This is a genomic window from Thermoanaerobacterium thermosaccharolyticum DSM 571, assembly GCF_000145615.1.
Taxonomy (GTDB): Bacteria; Bacillota; Thermoanaerobacteria; order Thermoanaerobacterales; family Thermoanaerobacteraceae; genus Thermoanaerobacterium; species Thermoanaerobacterium thermosaccharolyticum.
The window spans coordinates 1,663,519-1,683,803 of the sequence record NC_014410.1 but is presented as its reverse complement, the minus strand read 5'-3'; the positions used below and the strand labels follow the sequence as shown (position 1 = coordinate 1,683,803).

The window sequence follows — 20,285 nt, the reverse complement described above, 5'->3', positions numbered from 1 at the left end:
AATAATGAGAGCGATAATCCTTGTAATTGATAGCCTTGGAGTAGGTGAAATGATAGATGTGCCAATTGTTCGTACCCAAGATAGAGGAGCAAATACTTTAAAGCATGTATCGGAGGTAAATGAAAATTACAGATTACCAAATTTAGAAGCTATGGGAATTGGATATTTAGTTGATAGTAAAACACTCTGTAAAGTAGCAAATCCCATTGCGAGTTATGGATGTTCTAATCTAGCACATGAAGGTGCTGATACTTTTCAAGGGCATCAGGAAATTGTAGGTACAAAACCAAAAAAGGCATTAATACGGCCCTTTAAGGATTATATTGACAAAGTTATTTATGAACTTAAAAATGCTGGATATAAAGTTACAGTACCAGATATTAATCATCCATTCTTACTCGTAAATGATCTTGTTACTATTGCGGATAACATCGAAGCAGATCTAGGGTTAAATTATAACGTAACAGCACCATTGGATTATATTTCATTCGAAGATGAATTAAAGATTGGTAAAATAGTTAGAAATAATGTAGAGGTTGGAAGGGTTATCGTACTTGGTGGTAGGGGAATAACAGTAAATGATATATTAAATGCCGTTGAAGTGAAGGGGCCGAATATAGTTGGAATAAACTGTCCAAAGTCGGGCGTTTATAATAAAGGTTATATGGTTAGACATCTTGGATATGGTATAGACCCTAATACACAAATTACTACAATCTTAAAAAAGCATGGATATGAGGTGTCACTTATTGGCAAAGCCGCAGATGTAATAAACTGTGAAGGGGCTGATTACAATCCATGCGTTGATACAAATGGGGTTTTAAATTTATTACTCAATAAACTAAAAAATGTATCTAATGGACTCATAATGGCAAATGTACAAGAAACTGATCTTGCAGGGCATTCGCAGAACGTAAAAAATTATGCTGAAAAGCTAAAAATTGTTGACAACTTTATACCGAATGTAATAAAAAATATGAAAGAAGATGATATTTTATTTATTACTGGCGACCATGGCAATGACCCAACTATAGGACATAGCCATCATACGAGAGAAAAAGCTGCTCTTCTGGTTTATGGAAAAAACATAAAAACTGTTAACTTAGGGGAAAGAGAAACATTATCAGACATCGGTGCCACAATTTCTAATTATTTTAATACTGATAAAACGCAAAATGGTAGAAGCTTTTTAAAATTGATAAAAGATGATTACTGTCAATGAACAGATTTTCATAAATGTACATTTTACTGGCGTTCATGATTAAAATATATACGTATGACTTATAAGTTATTAAGCACATCCTTATAAAAACTTGGATGTGCTTTTTGTAAAAGATGGTGTAAAGGTAGTATATGACATTTTAAAATAATTATTAGCAAAGTAATTAGTAATATTACCCAGACAATAGTTGTAATAATATTAAGAATCAGGGAAACAACTTATCTATATATAAAAGATAATTGTGTAATTATATAATATAAAAGAAAAACTTTCACCAAAGCGGTTCAGCTAAGGTGGTGTTAGTATATAAGCGTGGACACGAAAAGTTTAATACGATAGAATAATTTAAGGAAAGGTGAGTGTTAAACAGTGTTCAAAAATGGTATTCGATATTCAGAAGAATTTAAACAGCAAATTGCTGAACTATATCAATCTGGTCAGTCAGTATTAGACCTGAGTCGTGAATATGGCGTAACAACAGTAACTATTTATAAGTGGATAAAGCAGCTTTCTCCTGTAAAAGTCTCTGAAAATGATGAAATTTCAGCAAAGGATTATCAGGCAATGAAGAAACGTATTGCTGAACTCGAAATGGAGAATGAAATATTAAAAAAAGCTACCGCCATATTCGCAAGAAAACGATAGATGAAATTGTTGCATTCATTAAAAAATACAAAGCTCAATATACCGTAAAATTAATTTGCAAAGTTTTAAAATTCTCTAGAAGTACTTACTATAAGGCTATTAGATGTGTACCCTCAAAACGTCAAGTAAAAGCAGATAAGCTGAAAGCCGAAATAAAAAGTTTTACTGAAAGCAAATGTCGTTATGGTGCTCCTAAAATCCAGAAAGCTTTAGAAGGCCGTGGAAAACATATTTCTCTTAAAAGAGTACAGCGTTATATATGGAACTTTACTCTATTGTGGTAAAAAAGTTTCGTCCCCATTCATCAAAGCCAAATGTAGAGGAAAAGGAAAATATTATCAGTAGAGACTCTAAAGCTTCAAATATTAACGAAAAATGGTGCACCGATATCACATACATCTATAAAATTAAAGACGGATGGACTTATCTTGCTTCTGTTATGGACCTCTATAGCAAAAGGATTATAGGGTATGCATATGGTACTTGTATGACGACGGAATTAGCAATCAAGGCGATAGAAAATGCCTGCCTTAATGTTTAAAGACACAAAAGACATTATTCTACATAGTGATCTTGGGACGCAGTATACAAGCTTAAAATTTAAGGACTATCTATCCTCTAAAGGCATAGCTCATTCCTTTAGCAGGAAAGGCAGTCCCTATGACAATGCTTGTATAGAATCATACCATTCTGTATTAAAAAAGGAAGAGATAATTTTTAATGATGCTGGAAGAGTAGTCTTTGAATATATCGAATCTTGGAACCGAAGAAGGATTCATAGTGCTATTAATTACAAGACCCCACAAGAGGTTTATGAAACTGCTCTTCTAATGGCTAAAAATTAAACTTTTTGTGTCTACTCTATTGACACAAGTCCAAATATTAATATTGAATATGGATAAATTTTGCCGTAACTTATTGGCAAGAAGTTTTTCTTTTCAATATAAATAGATGTATATATAATTTATATATGGAGAGCATTCCTGTAATAAAGAAATATAAGATTTGAAATAAAAAGTACCTCCTGATAAAATACAAGATGTCGATTGTTCATGAACACGACTCTCAAATAACAAGGAGGTACCTAATATGAAGTATAACCAAAATACAAAAATAATGCAAATAACAGAAAAGACATTAATTGTAGGTGTAGACATTGCTAAAGAGATACATCACGCTAGAGCTTTCGATTTCAGAGGAATAGAATACGGTAAGCGTATTGAATTTAGCAATGACATTGATGGAATGAAAAGATTTTTAAAATGGGCTGCAGATATTATGAATAAAAGCAACAAAGAGCATCTGATGGTTGGCATGGAACCAACAGGCCATTATTGGCTCTGCTTTGCACAGTTTCTTAGAGATAAGAACCATAAGGTGGTACTGGTAAATCCATTCCATGTAAAGAGAAGTAAGGAATTTGATGATAACTCGCCAACTAAAAATGACAGGAAAGACCCTAAGACAATTGCAATGCTAGTTAAAGATGGAAGATATGTTGAACCTAATATACCTGAGGGTATATACAGCGAACTTAGAATTGCAGTGGACATAAGAGAGATGCTTACAAAGGATTTAAACAAGATAAAGAACCGAGTTGCAAGATGGCTTGATATATACTTTCCTGAGTTTAATAAAGTTTTTGCAGATTGGGAAGGGAAAGCAGCACTGATAACGTTAAAAGAATTTCCAACGCCTGCAAAGATATTAGGTATTGGAGCTGAGGAAATACTTGCAGCTTGGAAAAAGGAAATTAATCGTGCTGTAGGTGCAAAGAGGGCTTTAAAGCTTATAGAAGCTGCCAGTCAAAGTGTTGGTAAAAGAGATGGCATTGAGATGGCAGAGATAGAGATAAAAATTATACTTGAACAGTACGAAATGCTTGTAAAACAGTTAAAAAAAATAGAAAGCAAAATAGAAGAACTTTTCATGCAAGTACCTGGTGCTAATGAAATGCTAAGTATAAAAGGTGTAGGAGTAATAACAGCAGCAATATTTATTGCTGAAGTTGGCGATATAACAAGATATGAGCATCCAAAACAAATACAGAAGCTTGCGGGTTACAATCTGGTAGAGAATAGTTCAGGACAGCATAAAGGGCAAACCACCATAAGCAAAAGAGGAAGAAGGAGGCTAAGAAGTGCTCTATACAAAATGATAATGCCAATACTTGCAAACAATAAAGAATTTCAGGAATTACACAAATACTACACCACAAGAAAAGAAAACCCGCTTAAAAAGAAACAGTCAATGATAGTTTTATGCTGCAAGCTAATCAGAGTATTTTTTGTCATACTGAAAAAAGGAGTAAAATACAACGGAAATAAGATGTTAAGAGATATAAAAAGACCAGAGATTAGGAATGCTGCATAAATTGCACCGCTGTGGTGATGATACACCGCAGTCCCTCGTCAGTCAAGGGCAAGGACCACGTCTCAGCTTTGCTGCGTTTCACTTCACAAAGCTGACCCTTGACAGCCTCGCTCCTGCGATGGTTTGGATAATTAAGCGGTGCTAAAAATAAAGCAAATAAAGATTTAAAACTCAATTTAAAAATTCGAAGATTGACAAAGAGAGCCGGAATTGTCAGGTTGGTAATTTCACCATAAGGGCTTAAGACCCAGCAAGGGAGCATAACTGACATCCACCTCATGTAAGGCAGAACGAAGGAATTAAGGACAAAGATCCTGTGAGACATGGGAGGGTATGCCACATGAGCTTAAGTGGAATTCATAGGCCAAAATATGGAAAAACAACAGAAGCTTATTTGGGATACCTATCATATGTAAAATTAATGAATAAATAGCATTAATATACATGAGGGCTCCTTTGAAGATCATGAAAATTTGAGAATGAGTGAGATATTAAAAGAAAATCAAAGATTATAGAGGGAGGTGATAATTATCATACTCAATGAAAGAAGAACAAAGATATTGATAAAAATTATAAATGCAAATTTACCAATAAAAGTTGATGAATTGGCCAGTTTATTTAAAGTAAGCAATAGAACTATAAGATATGATCTTAATAAAATTGATGAATTTTTAAAGCACAATAATTTGCCACAATTGATAAGAAAACCAAATATAGGAGTTAAATTTTCTAATTTAATTAAAGACAAAAACGAAGTTCTAAAGTTATTAGGCAATGTGAACTTTTATCATTACGCTTTAAAGCAAAATGAACGAATAAATATAATATTAAGTGATCTAATAGGATATAGGGATTATACAACAATAAATAATTTAGCTGAAAAACTTATGGTATCAAGACCTACAATAATTAATGACCTTAAGTATGTAAGAAGATGGCTTCAAGATCATGATCTTGAATTAGAATCCATGCCCAAATATGGTATTAAAGTATTAGGCAATGAGAATAAGTTAAGGAAAGCAGCAATTGAACTTATTATGGAAACAATGGATATCGATAAAGCTTTAGATATAATAAAGACACCAATTTATAAAAAAATTAATGTTGGTATGGATAATGAAATTAGAAAACTTTTTGCCGATATAGATTTAGAATATATTGAGGAATGTATAAAAATGGCGGAAAGAGAACTGAATACGATCTTTTCAGATATAGCATATACGGGAATTGTTATTCATATTGCGATAGCCATAAAGAGAATTCAGCTAGGGAAAGATATAATCATACCAAGGGATGAACTTGAATCTCTAAAGAATACAAGGGAATTTAAAGTTGCGTTAAATATAGCAAAGATGTTAGAAGATCATTTTCATATAATTCTACCAATTGACGAAGTTGGCTATATAACTATTCATTTTCTAGGAAGCAATATAACAAATACAAAAAGAAGAGAAAATAAGAATCAGATTGATTATCGAAAATTAGCAGAAAGGATTATAAAGACTGCTAGTTCTTTATTGGGAATGGATTTATTAAAAGATAGGCAACTTATTAATGGGCTTACAGATCACCTAATACCAACGATATATAGATTAAAACATGAACTTGATTTAAAGAATCCTATTGTGGCAGAAATAAAGAATAATTATGGCAAATTATTTGAAATAGTTAAACATGCTTTAAAACCTATAGAAGATTATACAGAAAAAAAGTTAACCGAAGATGAAATAGCATATTTTGTTATGCACTTTGGTGCAGCCATTGAAAGATTAAATGGACAAGAAATAATAAGACCTAATATCTTAATTGTATGTAGTACTGGTATAGGAACAGCAAAAATGTTATCAACGAGATTAAAATCAATCTTTAATGTAAATGTTGTTGGAACAGTAGCATATCATCAAATCAATGAAACATTGAAAGACAGACATGTGGATTTAATTATTTCTACAATACCGATAGAATCAAAAAAAGTTAATACAGTTGTTGTTAGTCCTCTACTTAATGATAACGATATAGAACTCATTAAGCAATATATTGTAGAACTTAAACAAAGACATGAATTTAAGCATATAACCTATGAATCTTGTGTTAATAAGCAGTTTGTAGAAAATATAATATTTAAAGGATATAAATTAGGCTTAGATGTAATTAAAGAATTTCATGACGAACTTACAAAAGAACGAATAGAGGGTTTGTTGCTGCATATTCTACTTATGATCAACAGGTTAGCATTTAATTCAACTTATAAAATGGAAAACATTCATGAAATAAATACTTCATCAAATGTGTTAAAACGGCTTAAAAGCATTTTTGATAGAAATGGGATTGATATTCCAGAGAGTGAAATTGTCACTATTATACAATATTTTAAATAAAAGAGGTAATTAATAAATGGATATTGATTTACTTATAAAAAATGGTCATGTATTAGATCCAAGCAATAATATAAATGGGAAATATGATGTTGCTATATCTAATGGGAAAATTCAAAGTATTCTTAAACCTGGTAATTTAAACCAAAGTAATATTAAAAATGAATTAGATGTATCTGGAAATCTGGTTATTCCAGGCCTGATAGATTTACATGTACATGTATTTCCGAATAGAACTTTATTAGGTACACTAGCTGATAACGTTGGCATAAAGCAAGGAGTTACAACAGTAGTAGATGCCGGAAGTACGGGAGTTAAATATTTAAATTACTTTATGAAGGAAGTAGTTGAAAATAATAATACACGAATTCTACTTTGGATTAATATTGCAAGTCAAGGGCTTTGTGAAGGACTTTCTGAATTAGCTGATCTTAAATATTTAGAACCTGATAAAGTAATAGAAGCTATTTCAAATAACAATTTAATTCGTGGTATAAAAGTTAGAATGAGTTCTTCTGTTGTTAAGGGAAATGGAATTAGACCTCTTGAGATAGCCAAAAATTTAAGCCAAAAAATAGGTGTTCCATTAATGGTTCATATCGGGAATTATCCTCCTTACCTTGCAGATATTCTTAATCTATTAGATGCTGGTGATGTGGTAACACATGCTTTTCATGGAAAGAAAGGAGGTATATTGAATGAGAATGGTTATTTAATACCAGAAGCTGAAAAAGCTTTAAAGCGTGGTGTTTTATTTGATGTAGGACATGGTACATCAAGTTTTAGTTTTAAGACAATAAAACGTACTAAAGAATTAGGATTAAACCCCAGCACTATTAGTACTGATATTTATAACTCTAATTTAAATGGACCAGTTTATAATATGGCCATTACGATGACAAAATTGATTGCAATGGGTTATTCACTGGAAGACGTGGTAAAAGCGACTACAAATATGCCTGCAAAAGTACTTCGAATGGAAAATGAAATTGGTAATTTAAGAGTAGGAACTGTGGCAGATATATCAATTTTAACATGGAAACATTCACCTATAAAATTAAAAGATTCAATGGGAGAAGAAGTTTTAGTTGGAAAATATTTGGTACCATTATATACAATTAAATCAGGAGAGGTATTTAAATGTAATGAATAATACAAATGTTTCTTTAAATACAGTAATAGAAGAAATTTGCAAAAAAGAGGTGGTAACGGAATATGAGAAAAATCAGCTAGGGGAGCTACTAAAAGCTATTGAATTGAAAGGAGGCGAAAAAGGTTTTTCTTTTACTAGTAATAGATTAATTTTAATAGGACATCATTTATTAGCTTTCATTAGAAGAATACAGAATGATAGCAAATTACCACCAATAGAATCTGATTTATGGAAGGAAATTTCACTTAGCTCAAAAGAACTAAGTACAGAAATTTTACAACAATATGTGCAAAAACAACATAAAAAATTAGATAGTGTCGAGATATTTTTATTGGCTGTTCACTTCGATGTTTCAAAATTAGAATAATAAGGAGGGTGAAAATGCGTAAAGTAAAAGTAGTAATTGGTGATAGACTCGGCAAAGGAAAAAATGTCGCAAAGGGTGTCGAATCCGCAGGTGGTATTGCAATTGTAATTCCCGGTGTCGGTGCAGACATGAAGGTAGGTGATGTAATGTATGAACAAAATGCAGATTTGGGTATATCTTTTTGCGGCAGTGGAGGAGCAGGTGCATTAACCGCACAAACAAAATATGGATATCCAGTAGCATTTGGCCTTAGATCTATTGAAGCTGGTTTAACCGCTTTAAGAGAAGGTAAAAAAGTTATTGGTTTTGGATTTATGGATATAGAAGAACTCGGGAAGAGACTTACTGAAGAATTAATAAAATTAGCTGAAAAAGAGAAGAAAGATGTATAAGGAATTTGAAAAAAAATTAAAAATTAAAGGCAATGGAGAAACAATAGAAGAAGTATTTAATAAAATTTTTTCACAAATTAAAAGCCGTCTTGTGGAAAAAACAAAAGAATTATTAATTAGAATTGAACCTAAAAGTGTGGTAATTATAAATGCAAGAAAAATCGTATATACAGAAAGATTTCTTGGATTATTTTTTCCACGAAAACGTACTTTTTATGAGATCGAAACAGAAATAACTGTTCGCGTTGGAATTATAGAGATTTCACAAATAAAATTTGAAGAGTCAGAAAATAAACTTTCATTTTTATGTAACTTAAAGAAATAAGTTTATTGGAATTTAGGAGTGCTTTTTATAAACTTAAAATTAGATAATTATTTAATTTTAAGGAGGGAAATAAATTTTACTACAAATCTAAAATAAACTTCTAGAATGAAAAGGGGGTTATATTTTATGTTATTGACAATAATTTTAAAATCAGTAATAATTGGTGCATTAGTAGGATTTGGAGTCGGAGGAGGCGCTGCTAGGATGTTCTTCGCTCCAACAATTCAAGGAATGGGTGCTTTTCGTACTTTAGGAGAATTAAATGCTTGTCAAGGTGATCCTATTTCACATTTCTCATTTGGACTTGGTTTTTTGTTTAATTCATGGGCAACAAATCTTGGTGCCGGTGCTTTAACACAAGATGTAGAACATAGAATTATTCCTAATTGGGCCGCAGCATTACTACTGTCTAAAAATAAAAACGTTAACGAAACCTTAAAAGATCCAAAAAAAATGGCATTGGCCGGTGCTCTCATTGGGATGATAGTTGTGCCTATTATAAATTCTACTTCTGCGGCGATTCCACAATCATTACAAAATGTGGCAGTAAAAGTTTTAGTTCCTGCTGCTAATTGGTTGATTAATCCAGTTATGCCGATTGTTTTTTGGATAGCAGCACTTGATGCTGGAAAACGGACTGGTGTTTGGGGAACGATTTTAGGTGGGTTAGCACAATTAATAATGGGTAATGCAGTACCCGGCATTGTACTAGGTATTTTAATTGGAAAAGGAGTAGATGATTCAGGTTGGAATCGAATAACTAAAACTTTATGTGTTACTGTTATAATTCTCTTCATCTTGAGTGGTTTTTTCCGTGGTTTTGATGTAACTTTGCTTAAGAGCTTTAATATTATTGTACCTCAAAGTTTAATTAATTTACACAAAATTTTTGGTATGGTGGTGAAGTAAACAATGGAAAGTAAAGTTATTGAACATGAAAAACAAGGCTTTTGGTACTCTGAATGGGCATTTGTTTTATTTGTAGTATCTCTTGCTTCAGGCATATTTTCAGGTACGCATATGTATTATACTTATCACGTTGGTGCTTTTAATGATTTGGCTGTCGTTGCAATGTTAGAAGCTGGAATTAAAGGTGGCGGTTTTGGGGCAGCTGCAGCATTTGGTGGAGCATTTCTTTTTGCACGTATTTTAGAAGGACCACTTGTTGGTATTTTGGATATCGGTGGTTCTCTACAAACAGGCGTAGGAATTGGGATAGCAGCTTTATTGCTTGGAGCTGGTATTACAGCACCTTTAAAGTATTTCACATTAGCATTAGTTACTGGAGCAATTGCTGGTGCCATAATAGGCGTTATAATTATTGCTATTAGGAAATTTACGATAGATACTTCAGATTCTACATTTGGTGCAGACATCATGATGGGTGCCGGTAATGCATCGGGACAATATTTAGGACCTTTAATAGTAGTTTCTGCTACTATGGCATCAATACCGGTTGGCATTGGCTCAATAATAGGTGCTGCTATATTTTATGCTTTTAAAAAACCGGTTGCTGGAGGAGCTATTCTGGGTGCAATGTTATTTGGTATTTTCTTTCCTATAAAATGAGTTTTTAAGCTGACAGATAAAACTTATCTGTCAGCTAATATAAAATAAAATTTAAAAATAAAAGGAGAAATATAAATGAATGTGTACGAAAAAATAGGCTTAAAAAAAGTAATAAATGCAAGTGGGAAAATGACTGCATTAGGTGCAACAGCTGTTTCTCAAGAAGTTGCAGAAATGATAAAGAAAGCATCTATGGAATATGTTGAAATATCGTCATTGATAGATAAAGCAGGAGAAATAATATCAAAATATACAGGAGGGGATGATTCCTGTGTAACAGTAGGTGCTTCAGCAGGAATAGCAATTTCAGTTGCTGCTACTATCGCAAAAGATAACCTATCTTTAATAGAAAAAATGCCCAAAAGTGACGGATTAAAGAACGAAATAATCATACAGAAAGGACATTCAATAAATTTTGGAGCACCAATAAATCAAATGATTATGCTAGGGGGCGGAATACCTGTAGAAGTAGGTCAAGCGAATAAAGTTGAATATCAACATGTAGAAAAAGCAATAAATGATAAAACTACCGCATTAATATACATTAAGTCTCATCATACCGTACAAAAGGGTATGTTATCAATAGAAAAAATGATTGAGATTGCACATAACCATAAACTTCCTTTAATAATAGATGCCGCAGCAGAAGAAGACTTAAAGAAATATGTAAAATTGGGAGCAGATATGGTAATATACAGTGGTGGTAAAGCCATTGGTGGTCCAACCTCTGGATTTATAACAGGGAAGGAAGAATGGATAAAATATTGTAAGGAACAATACAAAGGAATAGGAAGAGCAATGAAAGTCGGAAAAGAAAATATTATGGGACTTTTAAAAGCTATAGAACTATATGGAAAAGCAGATGTAGAGGGAAAAGCTTTAGAAAATAGAAATAAAATGAATGATATGGTAAAAGAATTAAATTTAATAAAAGGAATTGAAGCCGTTTTAATTCGGGATGAAGCAGGAAGAGATATATATAGAGCAAGAATAAAAATAGATGAAGAGAAAGTAGGCATGACTGCATTCGAATTAATAAAAAGATTAGAAACAGGGGATATAGCAATATATACAAGAGATTATTATGCAAATATTGGTTATATTGATATTGACCCAAGACCATTAAATGATGGTGATGAAAAAATAATAATATCGAGAATAGCAGAAATTATTAATTCAAAAAAATAGTTAAAAGATTATTGGATATAAAAATCTAAACAAGAGGGGTTAAAAATGAATTTAGAGAAATATAAATTTTACAAAGACAAAATAGCATTTAATTTTTTAGCAAAAACTCCTAAAAATGCTATGGAAATAATAAATATTCTTGACGGAAATGTATTTATAGGCATATTATCAAATCAATTTAAAACCGTTGAAGAAGGTATTAAATATATTAAAAACTATCAAAAGGAAGCACCAACTGCAAATATATCAGTAGGATTAGGCGGAGGAGATCCAAACCAATGGAAAGTTGCTGCTAAAATTGCTGGGGAAGTTAATCCAGCTCATGTAAATCAAGTTTTTCCAACAGCCGGTTTTACAAAAGGATATTTAAAAGCAAAGGGATTTGATGATACCATAGTAAATGCATTAATAGGTCCGACCGGAGAGCCTGGAAAAGTTAAAATAAGTACGGGACCAAATAGTAGTCGAAATAAAAGCGGAATAGTAGACGTAGATACTGCTATATTAATGTTAAAAGATAGTGGAGTAGATTCGATTAAGTTCTATAATATACATGGCGATAGTTGTTTAGAAGAAGTAAAAAAATTAGCAGAGGCATGTGCTAGGAATGGGTTTCCAATAATTGAACCAACAGGTGGGATTACAAAAGAAAATATAATCAATATAATAAAAACTTGTTTAGATGCAGGTTGCGAAAAGGTAATACCTCACATTTATAGCTATGCAATTAATAAAAAAACAGGCCTTACGGATATTAACATCGTTTATGATATTTATAGTGAGGTAAAAAAATTATTATAGGTTAAAATGTAATTGAAAGATTACCTGAAAACAAAAATTAAAATAGGTAAAATGTGAAATAATAAAGATTTAAAAATATGTTTTAACATTTATAACTAAATAAAGAGTAGCCAAAAGTTAGAAGAAACATAAAAATCTGCGATTGTTTAGTGACGAGTATTAGTAAATATTTAAAGCAGTATGATTTCAACCACCAAGTAATCTTGCATTAAAAATTATTTGCTTTAACAGTGTCTATAACAAGAGTTAGCAAGCAATATGCTCAAAAGTATTTGAATTACCTACATAATTAATATTTTCAACATATGTTCTGTTAAGGTTAAACGCTATTAAGTGATAATTATATTTTTTGATTCAATCTTTAATTTATTTACTCAAACTTCGCACATAGATAATTACTCTGTTCCTTGAAAACTTAATACTTTGCCAGAAAAAAGTATAGTAATTCACGCAATTATGCACATTTTGGGAGTCTTTCCTTAAGTTCTTTTGGAATCGCAGCCATAAAAGCATTAAGTAATTGGTCCAGCTGCTCCGAAGTCAGCGATAGTTTATCTGCTATTGTATCTAAGAATACTTGCATAAGCAGATGAAAAGCCTGAATCAATGTAATATCAGACATTTCATCCTGTATGTAGTAAAATATCTCTCCCATTGTTCGCAAATCTGATGATCGGCGGTTCTCTAGTGCAAGCATCATGTATCTGGTAAATACTATTGCTGTATGTGCTGTCATCGCATCGTAAGATAATGAATTACATTCTTTGCTGAGCTTCAAGTATGATTTACACACTTTGAAAAAGACTTCTATATCCCAGCGCTTTCCGTATATACGAATGATTTCATCCTCATTAAGGTTCATATCCGTGGTAATAAGCGCCAGGTAGTCTTTTCGCTTATTCTTGTTTCGGACAAATACAATTCGAGCAGGAATAGATTTTCCGTCTTTTTCAAGGGAAACTTCCACGGATAACAGATATCTTGACCTACCTCTTCTTTTTCTGTTTTGCTTGTATATTGCCGTTAACGGCTGCATTATTCCATTATATAGGTAATGCATCTTTGATGTTTTCTTCGCCATTGCAATGATATCATAGCCCATCTCTTTAATAGCAATCAAAGAAGAAGGAGAACAAAACCAAGTGTCAAACAATACATAGGATGCTGGAATCATTGCCTTTTTAGCGGCCTTTATTAATTCCAGAACTACGGCTGTTGCTTTGGTTTGGGCTAAATTCCTTCTTAAATACCCGGCGGATCGCTTGTCCATAGTTATAGCTTCATTGATACGATTCTTTTGATTTTCGGTAGATAAAAGACATCCATTAACTGGGAGAAAAGTATTTCCATCTGACCATCCGAGTGTAAGTAAGCGAAAGCCATACTTGTATGTTTTCTTAGCATGGTCATATACTTTTGCTAGTAGCTCTACTTTTTTAGAGCTAGAGCGTTCGAACAAAGAGTCATCCACAATAAGAACATTTACACGTTTATCGCTTGTTAACCCAGTAATTGTTTCATTTATAATCTGCGCGCTAAGCCAAGTAGTAAACCGGATCCAATTGATATGGATAGAGTTTAAGAGTCTGTAAACCGTGTCCTTCTTAAAACCAGCCTGATTTGTACCCATTAGCATATTCATATACATAGATCTATTGGTGAAGATCATACTGAATAAGTACTCAAAAATGGAAATAACCGGAATACCCTTGCTTTTGTAAGCATTCGATAATCTTAAAGCAGCCGAAATTCTATATTTTTTGAAAAAACTTTTAATCGAAGTAGAAACCTTATTATCAATTTGGTAATTTTGTGTTATACTATTCATAGCATGAGCCTCCAATTGGTTTATTTTTTAGATAATTCAATTATACCAAAAATGGAGGTCTCATGCTATTTTATAGGCAAATAATATTGAATTATCAAGGTACAGAGCTACTTTTATAAGTGCGAAGTTTGAGTTTATTTATTACTTCAAAATATAGGCCCTATTAATTGAGGGCCTATAATCAGTAGGTAATAGCATATTTATTTTAGCTACTTTTTATTATTAAAGTGTTTAAGATAGTAACATGGGCATAAAGAATTATCTTATATTTATAGTGACTACAACGATTTTTTTGCTAAATAAACTATCTAAATATTTTTGCTACATTTTGTGATTTGAAAACTTTCATCGCAAAATAAATAATCATCATCAGTTAAATTTTAATTTTTAAGGACTCTCTTATTTAAAGAATAAAACAAAACTTGTGAGCTAATCTCTAATAAAATTATGGACTTTTTTTGACACTGTATCATTAGTAAACAATAAAATTTAAACATCTAATCAAATCAATTATTGGTTTTATCAAGAGAAGAGATTGCAAATTATGATATAGGCAAAAAAAGACATTAAGCTTTATATATCGATTAAAAATAGAATGATATAAAAAAACATTCCTTTAAAATAGCTTAAATAGAGGTTTTTAGGATAAGGTCGGATCCAAAATAATTTTAATTGTGAGGTGCACAGATGGCCTTAATAAAGTTACTATCTGTTGATATGGATGGAACATTGTTAAATAGCAATCTTGAAATATCAGCAAAAAATTTATATGCATTAAAAAAACTTCTAGATAAAAATATTAAAATAATTTTTGCAACAGGTAGAACTTTTAAAGCAGCAAATTATTATGCAAAAATTCATAATTTGGATGTGTATATTATTTGTTATAACGGGGCTTTTATTCAAAAATCTAATTCTAACAATGTTTTATATTGTTCAAAAATAGATAAAGATATTGCAAAAGATATATTAATAAAAGCTGAAAAAATTAATGTTTATACGAAGGTATACATTAATGACATATTATATATTCAAGATGATAACGAAGAAGCAAGGAATTTTTCAAAAAATAATAGGATAACTTATAAGTGTGTAGGTAAATTATCAGATTTTATAAATGAAGATCCAAACATGATAGTATTTATTGATACTTCAGAAAAAATAAATAAAATAAGTGAAATAGTAAAAAGTAAATTTAAATATTCTGTTACTAATACATCCTCCGAACCTGGTAGTTTAGAGTTAGTGCCCTATGGTAATAGTAAAAGAAATTCTTTAGAATTCCTATGTAAAAAACTTAATATAAATAGCGATGAAGTAATTTCAATAGGAAATGGTATTAATGATTTAGAAATGCTTAAGTGGTCTAAAATTGGTGTTGCTGTAAAGAATTCTGATCCAAAGCTTTTGAAAGAGTACAAATTAGTATCTAAGCATACCAATAATGAAGATGCAATATTTTATATATTGAAAGAGTATAAAATAATATAGCATGAGTGTTATGTAAAACATTTATTGGGGTTAGTTATTGGTATGGACACGAAAAGTTTAACACAGTACGATGTTTTATAAAGTATGCAATTAAAATTTATAAACAGTACACTACTATATAAAGCCTCTAAAGTCTTGTAGATGCGGTGAAAATGTACTTATAGCGCTTGTGTGGAACCTGTTACAAAAGATTATTTTAAGATAAGACAGCGTTCACACTGTGTATTCATCTTAAAAGGTGCGGGAAAATGTACATATCAGAATATTAATATGCCTGTTAAAAACAGGTATTTTTTATTAAAGGACGTAATAAGACCAATTAATATGCTATAATATAGTTATGTAAAATGTGGTAGTAGAGGCTATAAAATGGAAAAATTATTTCAGTATATACCGGGTTTCAGATCTAATGTTAAGTGGAAAAAGATTATAGCTTCTATCTATTACGTAATTGCACTATTGATGCTTTTCTCAAGCTTGAGTGTCGGGTTAGTTTTTCATGCAGGTCCGTTCTTTATATTCTCAATAATAGACCTTATAATGCATAAGAAAAGTACAAAACCGTTATTTAAAGTTCTATTACCACTTGCAATGTCCTTAGTAATAATGGTGATAGGCTTTGCAAATACTCCACAAACAAACACCATCAAGCAATACAATTAAACTGCAACAACGACACAGGTTAATAAATCAGAAGAAAATAATAATAAAGAAGTTTCAACTAATTCTCAAAATACCACAGCTAGTAATGCCAAAGTTAACAATGTTGAGTCAGACAAGCAAAATAATGCATCCATATTAGGTACTTTAAAAGTACATTTTATAAATGTAGGTCAAGGTAACAGCGAGTTCATACAAACACCTTCAGGTAAAACTTTACTCATAGATGCGGGAACAAACGAAGCGGGAAGCACAGTTGTATCGTATTTAAAAAATCTTGGAATAAATAAAATAGATGTTCTTGTTGGAGCACATCCTCATGAGGATCATATAGGCGGTATGGATAATGTAATATTTTGACATAGGCAAATTCTATATGCCGAAAGCAACTACTACAACAAGAACTTTTGAAGATGTTTTAACAGCTGCTAAATCAAAAGGTCTCTCAATTATCACTACAAAGGCAGGAATAACTCTTGATCTTGGTTCTGACGTTAAAGTAAAAATGCTGGCACCCAATGGTACAAAATATGATGACTTAAATAATTATAGCGCAGTAATTAAACTTACATACGAAAATACATCTTTCTTATTTACAGGTGACGCAAGTGCACAATCTGAAGAAGAAATACTCAATAAAGGATACAACTTAAAAGCAAATGTAATAAAAGTAGGACATCACGGCAGCTCATCAGCAACAACTTTGCCATTCCTGCAAGCGGTTAATCCAAAGTATGCGGTGATATCATGTGGTAAAAATAACGACTATGGTCACCCACACAAAGAAACAATGGATAAACTAAAAAATGCAGGTATCATTGTGTATAGAACAGATGAATGTGGTACAATTGTTGCTACAAGTGATGGAAGCAATATAAGTTTTAATATAAAACCTGGAGATTATAATTATGGAAGTTCAGGAAAAACAAGTGGCAATACATATAATTCTTCAAGCACATCTGTTTCAGTAAACAGTGGGAAAGTGTATGTTGATGCAAATGGACATGGACTTATAAAAGGAAATATAAACAGCAAAGGAGAGAAGATATACCACCTGCCTGGAGATCCCTGGTATGACAGAACTAAAGCAGAAGCATGGTTTAAGACGGAAGCTGAAGCTCAAGCAGCTGGATATCGACCAGTAAAATGATAAAAGAACAAAAAAATATAAGACCAAAATTAATCTTTTTGTACATAATAGTAGTAATAATAAAAGCAATAATATATAAATATATAATAATCCAACACAAATAATGTATATGTTATATTGTTTATTATATTTTGTTATATATGTATAGTATAAATAATAATGTCTGGACTTTGACAGTTGTAGAATTCTAAATAGTTCCTAAAGTCTTGCAATTAGTTTATTTTCGTGTTAAATTTCATTTTACTTTAAAATGAGTAATGTAGATAATTTTTTTTGATATCTCAAATTTCAGAGTAAAATTGCCAATATATAAAATAGTATCAACCAAAAATATTACTCACTTTTTATAGGTATCAGTAAGTTGCAAAAACATAGTATTTTCAATGCTTCTCAAGCTTTTTTCTTTTCTCCAACTGTCAAATATAAGTACATAGTCTAATCTATATTCTCTATTATGTCAATAGGCATAATAAAATTTATTGAAAGGAGAGGGATATTATGGACAAATTGCATGACAAAGTTGCAGCTAATATTGGCGCAGTGTTGAGGCAACTTAAAGAGCGCAATAACGTTACAATTCACCAGATAGCCGAAGCAGTGAACGTTACAGATGGGGCTGTTGCAAAATATTTATCTGGAGAAAGAAAACCAAATAAACAAGTCATTAAAAGACTTGCGGAATTCTTTCATGTCGACCAGAAAGTGTTTGCTGGAACTGATGATGACATCATCAATATAGCTTTAGAGCAGTATACATCTGCTGTAAATCAGCTAAATGCTCTTAAAGAGAGTATCGCTGAAGCACCTTTAAACAAGGTACAAGAGTACATCAATCAGCTTAAAGAAGCGTCTAACGAAGTTGACAAAGCAAAGGAAGCTCTGCATAGTTTATTACAGTCAAGTAAACCAGTCACTTATGTACCTGTCTATGCAAACAAGATACCTGCAGGGTATCCAAATGAAGTAGGCACTGATGATATATGTGACTGGTATGTAGTACCGTCAGAAATACCTGCTGACTTTGCAGTAAATGTAACTGGAGATAGCATGATTAATGCAGGTATAGATGATGGTGATATTGTGTTTGCGACTATAAATACAACAGCGGATTATGGAGATATAATCATAGCCGTTTCTGAGAATGGTGAAGTAACAATAAAGTATTTTATCCAGAAGGATAATCAATATTTTCTAATGCCTGCTAATCCAGATTATAAGCCAATACCGTTTACTAATGATTTTCGGATTGTTGGTATTGTAACAGGTATACTAAAAGAACCAAGACCGTATCGGGACAGCAGGTGATATAATTCCTAAATTTTATTTTTTATAGCTTATTGGACATTTCCTAATGTTTTCTTCACATGAATCTGCTAACGAACTTTGCTAACATTTTGCTAACGAAATAAATAAAACTACTTAAAATTAGACATGAAATAAGTCTAACAATTTCCAGTTTTAAAAATAAAAAAAGCCTAATTTTAGGCATTTTTAAAGCTTAATAAAACCAATTAAAATTACTTAAAAAATATATACTCAGAATGGGGTTCTGGGGGTCGCTGGTTCAAATCCAGTCACTCAGACCATTTAAAAGTAAGTTGCCGCAAGCAGTTGCGGTTTTTTTGTTTTTATAAAAAATAGCTAAATAAAAACATTATCTATATATTTATCTTTAAATTCATCCTTTAATACAAACTGTTTCTTTTGATAAATCTCAAAATTTTACGAGATGATTTGAATTTTTATAGGACTTTAATTTAATTCTTTTTTCTGGTAATAATAGAAGTTCATTATCAACTTTTATCAACTTTTTGCATATTGTTTTCTATATGAATTATTTTTTTAGCAAAATCTATGTTATGCCATTAAATTATAAAATTTTAACTTTGCTCATATTACAGTCCGACGTAAGAGAAAAAGGCAAATAAATAATTTTAATTAATTAGAAAGTTTTGTTAAAAATATAACTAATATTGTAAAAGTCATATTCACATGATATTATAAAAGTAAAGGAGAATAAAAATGGATTTCAAGCCAGTTAAATCGGAAAGAGTTTTTGAAAATATTATAGAACAGATAAAAGTCAATATATACAATGGCAATCTATCAAAAGGGAGCAAATTACCATCCGAAAGAGATTTATCAGATATATTAAATGTTAGTAGAGCATCAATAAGAGAGGCACTATCGGCACTTGAAATACTAGGAATTTTGGAAACAAAACCAGGTGGAGGTACATATATTGTAAATAATGTATCAAATGCTATTATTGAGACTATGTCGTTAGCTTTAGCGCTTGAAAATGATGAGACAGAATTTATCGAGCTAAGAAAAATACTTGAAAGCGAAAGCGCATATATTGCAGCACAAAAGCATGATGAAGAATCAATATCAGAAATGAAAAAGTATTTTGAAATGATGGGAAAAGATTTTGATGAAGATCAAAATACATATGCAGATGAAAATTTTCATAGGGCATTATGTAGGGCTACCAAGAACAAACTACTTTATGATATAGTCGAAGCATTATCAATTGGAGTAGATAATTATATAGTAAATTCACGAAAGAGACTTATGAGTAATCCTAAAAATTTAGAACTTCTTTATCAACAGCATAAAAATATATTAGAAAGTATAGAAAATGGCAAAGCAGATGATGCAAGAGAATATGTTATAGAGCACATAAATTTTGTGCAGGAAGAACTTAGAAAGCTAAAACTTGAGAAATGATTGTTAATAATTAATT

17 protein-coding genes and 2 pseudogenes are annotated in these 20,285 nt (G+C 31.3%); 18 read left to right on the top strand and 1 reads right to left on the bottom strand.

The window, feature by feature from the left end; genetic code table 11:
- Nucleotides 1-4 precede the first annotated feature (4 nt).
- The 12 genes and pseudogenes from TTHE_RS08380 (at nt 5) to dagF (ending at nt 12,410) form a co-directional block, all read left to right on the top strand.
- Nucleotides 5-1,222: a phosphopentomutase gene (locus TTHE_RS08380; protein ID WP_013298159.1), complete on the top strand. Its 1,218-nt coding sequence runs from the start codon at nt 5-7 to the stop codon at nt 1,220-1,222.
- Between the two features lie 384 nt (nt 1,223-1,606).
- A pseudogene (locus TTHE_RS13980) lies at nt 1,607-2,712 on the top strand (IS3 family transposase).
- Nucleotides 2,713-2,956: 244 nt separating this feature from the next.
- Nucleotides 2,957-4,240 carry an IS110 family RNA-guided transposase gene (locus TTHE_RS08365; protein WP_013296871.1) on the top strand — a complete coding sequence of 428 codons (1,284 nt, stop codon included), beginning with the start codon at nt 2,957-2,959 and terminating at the stop codon, nt 4,238-4,240.
- 521 nt (nt 4,241-4,761) lie between these two features.
- Complete coding sequence (locus TTHE_RS08355; protein ID WP_013298157.1) at nt 4,762-6,618, top strand: BglG family transcription antiterminator; 1,857 nt, start codon at nt 4,762-4,764, stop codon at nt 6,616-6,618.
- Between the two features lie 16 nt (nt 6,619-6,634).
- Complete coding sequence (locus TTHE_RS08350) at nt 6,635-7,768, top strand: amidohydrolase/deacetylase family metallohydrolase (RefSeq protein WP_013298156.1); 1,134 nt, start codon at nt 6,635-6,637, stop codon at nt 7,766-7,768.
- Nucleotides 7,761-8,135: a hypothetical protein gene (locus tag TTHE_RS08345; RefSeq protein ID WP_013298155.1), complete on the top strand. Its 375-nt coding sequence runs from the start codon at nt 7,761-7,763 to the stop codon at nt 8,133-8,135. The genes TTHE_RS08350 and TTHE_RS08345 overlap by 8 nt, the downstream gene beginning before the upstream one ends.
- Nucleotides 8,136-8,149: 14 nt before the next feature.
- On the top strand, nt 8,150-8,527 hold the full coding sequence (locus TTHE_RS08340) for an SFCGS family glycine-rich protein (RefSeq protein WP_013298154.1): 378 nt from the start codon (nt 8,150-8,152) through the stop codon (nt 8,525-8,527).
- Nucleotides 8,520-8,852 (top strand): DUF4312 family protein, encoded by a 333-nt coding sequence (locus TTHE_RS08335; RefSeq protein WP_013298153.1) that lies wholly within the window; start codon nt 8,520-8,522, stop codon nt 8,850-8,852. The genes TTHE_RS08340 and TTHE_RS08335 overlap by 8 nt, the downstream gene beginning before the upstream one ends.
- A gap of 126 nt (nt 8,853-8,978) precedes the next feature.
- Nucleotides 8,979-9,761: a DUF4311 domain-containing protein gene (locus tag TTHE_RS08330; RefSeq protein WP_013298152.1), complete on the top strand. Its 783-nt coding sequence runs from the start codon at nt 8,979-8,981 to the stop codon at nt 9,759-9,761.
- 3 nt (nt 9,762-9,764) lie between these two features.
- Nucleotides 9,765-10,421, top strand: a complete 657-nt coding sequence (locus TTHE_RS08325; protein ID WP_013298151.1) for a DUF4310 family protein — start codon at nt 9,765-9,767, stop codon at nt 10,419-10,421.
- A gap of 75 nt (nt 10,422-10,496) precedes the next feature.
- Nucleotides 10,497-11,609, top strand: coding sequence for a DgaE family pyridoxal phosphate-dependent ammonia lyase (locus TTHE_RS08320; protein ID WP_013298150.1), 1,113 nt, complete (start codon nt 10,497-10,499; stop codon nt 11,607-11,609).
- A 45-nt stretch (nt 11,610-11,654) separates the two neighbouring features.
- Complete coding sequence (gene dagF / locus TTHE_RS08315; protein WP_013298149.1) at nt 11,655-12,410, top strand: 2-dehydro-3-deoxy-phosphogluconate aldolase; 756 nt, start codon at nt 11,655-11,657, stop codon at nt 12,408-12,410.
- A 454-nt stretch (nt 12,411-12,864) separates the two neighbouring features.
- Here dagF and TTHE_RS08310 read toward each other — a convergent pair whose 3' ends face one another.
- Complete coding sequence (locus TTHE_RS08310; protein ID WP_013298148.1) at nt 12,865-14,238, bottom strand: IS4 family transposase; 1,374 nt, start codon at nt 14,236-14,238, stop codon at nt 12,865-12,867.
- A 687-nt stretch (nt 14,239-14,925) separates the two neighbouring features.
- Here TTHE_RS08310 and TTHE_RS08305 point away from each other — a divergent pair.
- The 6 genes and pseudogenes from TTHE_RS08305 to TTHE_RS08285 all read left to right on the top strand — a co-directional run bounded on the left by TTHE_RS08305 (nt 14,926) and on the right by TTHE_RS08285 (nt 20,269).
- The gene (locus tag TTHE_RS08305; RefSeq protein WP_013298147.1) at nt 14,926-15,729 is read left to right on the top strand and encodes a Cof-type HAD-IIB family hydrolase; all 804 of its coding nucleotides are present in this window, start codon (nt 14,926-14,928) and stop codon (nt 15,727-15,729) included.
- Between the two features lie 369 nt (nt 15,730-16,098).
- The gene (locus tag TTHE_RS14620) at nt 16,099-16,392 is read left to right on the top strand and encodes a hypothetical protein (RefSeq protein WP_013298146.1); all 294 of its coding nucleotides are present in this window, start codon (nt 16,099-16,101) and stop codon (nt 16,390-16,392) included.
- A 144-nt stretch (nt 16,393-16,536) separates the two neighbouring features.
- A pseudogene (locus TTHE_RS14610) lies at nt 16,537-17,314 on the top strand (ComEC/Rec2 family competence protein); the annotation flags it as partial.
- A gap of 57 nt (nt 17,315-17,371) precedes the next feature.
- Nucleotides 17,372-17,539: a sunset domain-containing protein gene (locus TTHE_RS15150; RefSeq protein WP_434579365.1), complete on the top strand. Its 168-nt coding sequence runs from the start codon at nt 17,372-17,374 to the stop codon at nt 17,537-17,539.
- A gap of 498 nt (nt 17,540-18,037) precedes the next feature.
- Nucleotides 18,038-18,844, top strand: coding sequence for a helix-turn-helix domain-containing protein (locus TTHE_RS08290; RefSeq protein WP_013298144.1), 807 nt, complete (start codon nt 18,038-18,040; stop codon nt 18,842-18,844).
- A gap of 717 nt (nt 18,845-19,561) precedes the next feature.
- Nucleotides 19,562-20,269: a FadR/GntR family transcriptional regulator gene (locus TTHE_RS08285; protein WP_013298143.1), complete on the top strand. Its 708-nt coding sequence runs from the start codon at nt 19,562-19,564 to the stop codon at nt 20,267-20,269.
- The last annotated feature ends 16 nt before the right edge of the window (nt 20,270-20,285 follow it).

Bases quoted from the DNA above. Each gene is read 5' to 3' on its own strand.
- TTHE_RS08350 (WP_013298156.1), top strand. From the start codon at position 6,635: ATGGATATTGATTTACTTATAAAAAATGGTCATGTATTAGATCCAAGC.
- TTHE_RS08310 (WP_013298148.1), bottom strand. From the start codon at position 14,238: ATGAATAGTATAACACAAAATTACCAAATTGATAATAAGGTTTCTACT.
- TTHE_RS08325 (WP_013298151.1), top strand. From the start codon at position 9,765: ATGGAAAGTAAAGTTATTGAACATGAAAAACAAGGCTTTTGGTACTCT.
- TTHE_RS08290 (WP_013298144.1), top strand. From the start codon at position 18,038: ATGGACAAATTGCATGACAAAGTTGCAGCTAATATTGGCGCAGTGTTG.
- TTHE_RS08335 (WP_013298153.1), top strand. From the start codon at position 8,520: ATGTATAAGGAATTTGAAAAAAAATTAAAAATTAAAGGCAATGGAGAA.
- TTHE_RS08345 (WP_013298155.1), top strand. From the start codon at position 7,761: ATGAATAATACAAATGTTTCTTTAAATACAGTAATAGAAGAAATTTGC.
- TTHE_RS14620 (WP_013298146.1), top strand. From the start codon at position 16,099: ATGGAAAAATTATTTCAGTATATACCGGGTTTCAGATCTAATGTTAAG.
- TTHE_RS08320 (WP_013298150.1), top strand. From the start codon at position 10,497: ATGAATGTGTACGAAAAAATAGGCTTAAAAAAAGTAATAAATGCAAGT.
- TTHE_RS08365 (WP_013296871.1), top strand. From the start codon at position 2,957: ATGAAGTATAACCAAAATACAAAAATAATGCAAATAACAGAAAAGACA.
- TTHE_RS08340 (WP_013298154.1), top strand. From the start codon at position 8,150: ATGCGTAAAGTAAAAGTAGTAATTGGTGATAGACTCGGCAAAGGAAAA.
- TTHE_RS08330 (WP_013298152.1), top strand. From the start codon at position 8,979: ATGTTATTGACAATAATTTTAAAATCAGTAATAATTGGTGCATTAGTA.
- TTHE_RS08285 (WP_013298143.1), top strand. From the start codon at position 19,562: ATGGATTTCAAGCCAGTTAAATCGGAAAGAGTTTTTGAAAATATTATA.
- TTHE_RS08305 (WP_013298147.1), top strand. From the start codon at position 14,926: ATGGCCTTAATAAAGTTACTATCTGTTGATATGGATGGAACATTGTTA.
- dagF (WP_013298149.1), top strand. From the start codon at position 11,655: ATGAATTTAGAGAAATATAAATTTTACAAAGACAAAATAGCATTTAAT.
- TTHE_RS08380 (WP_013298159.1), top strand. From the start codon at position 5: ATGAGAGCGATAATCCTTGTAATTGATAGCCTTGGAGTAGGTGAAATG.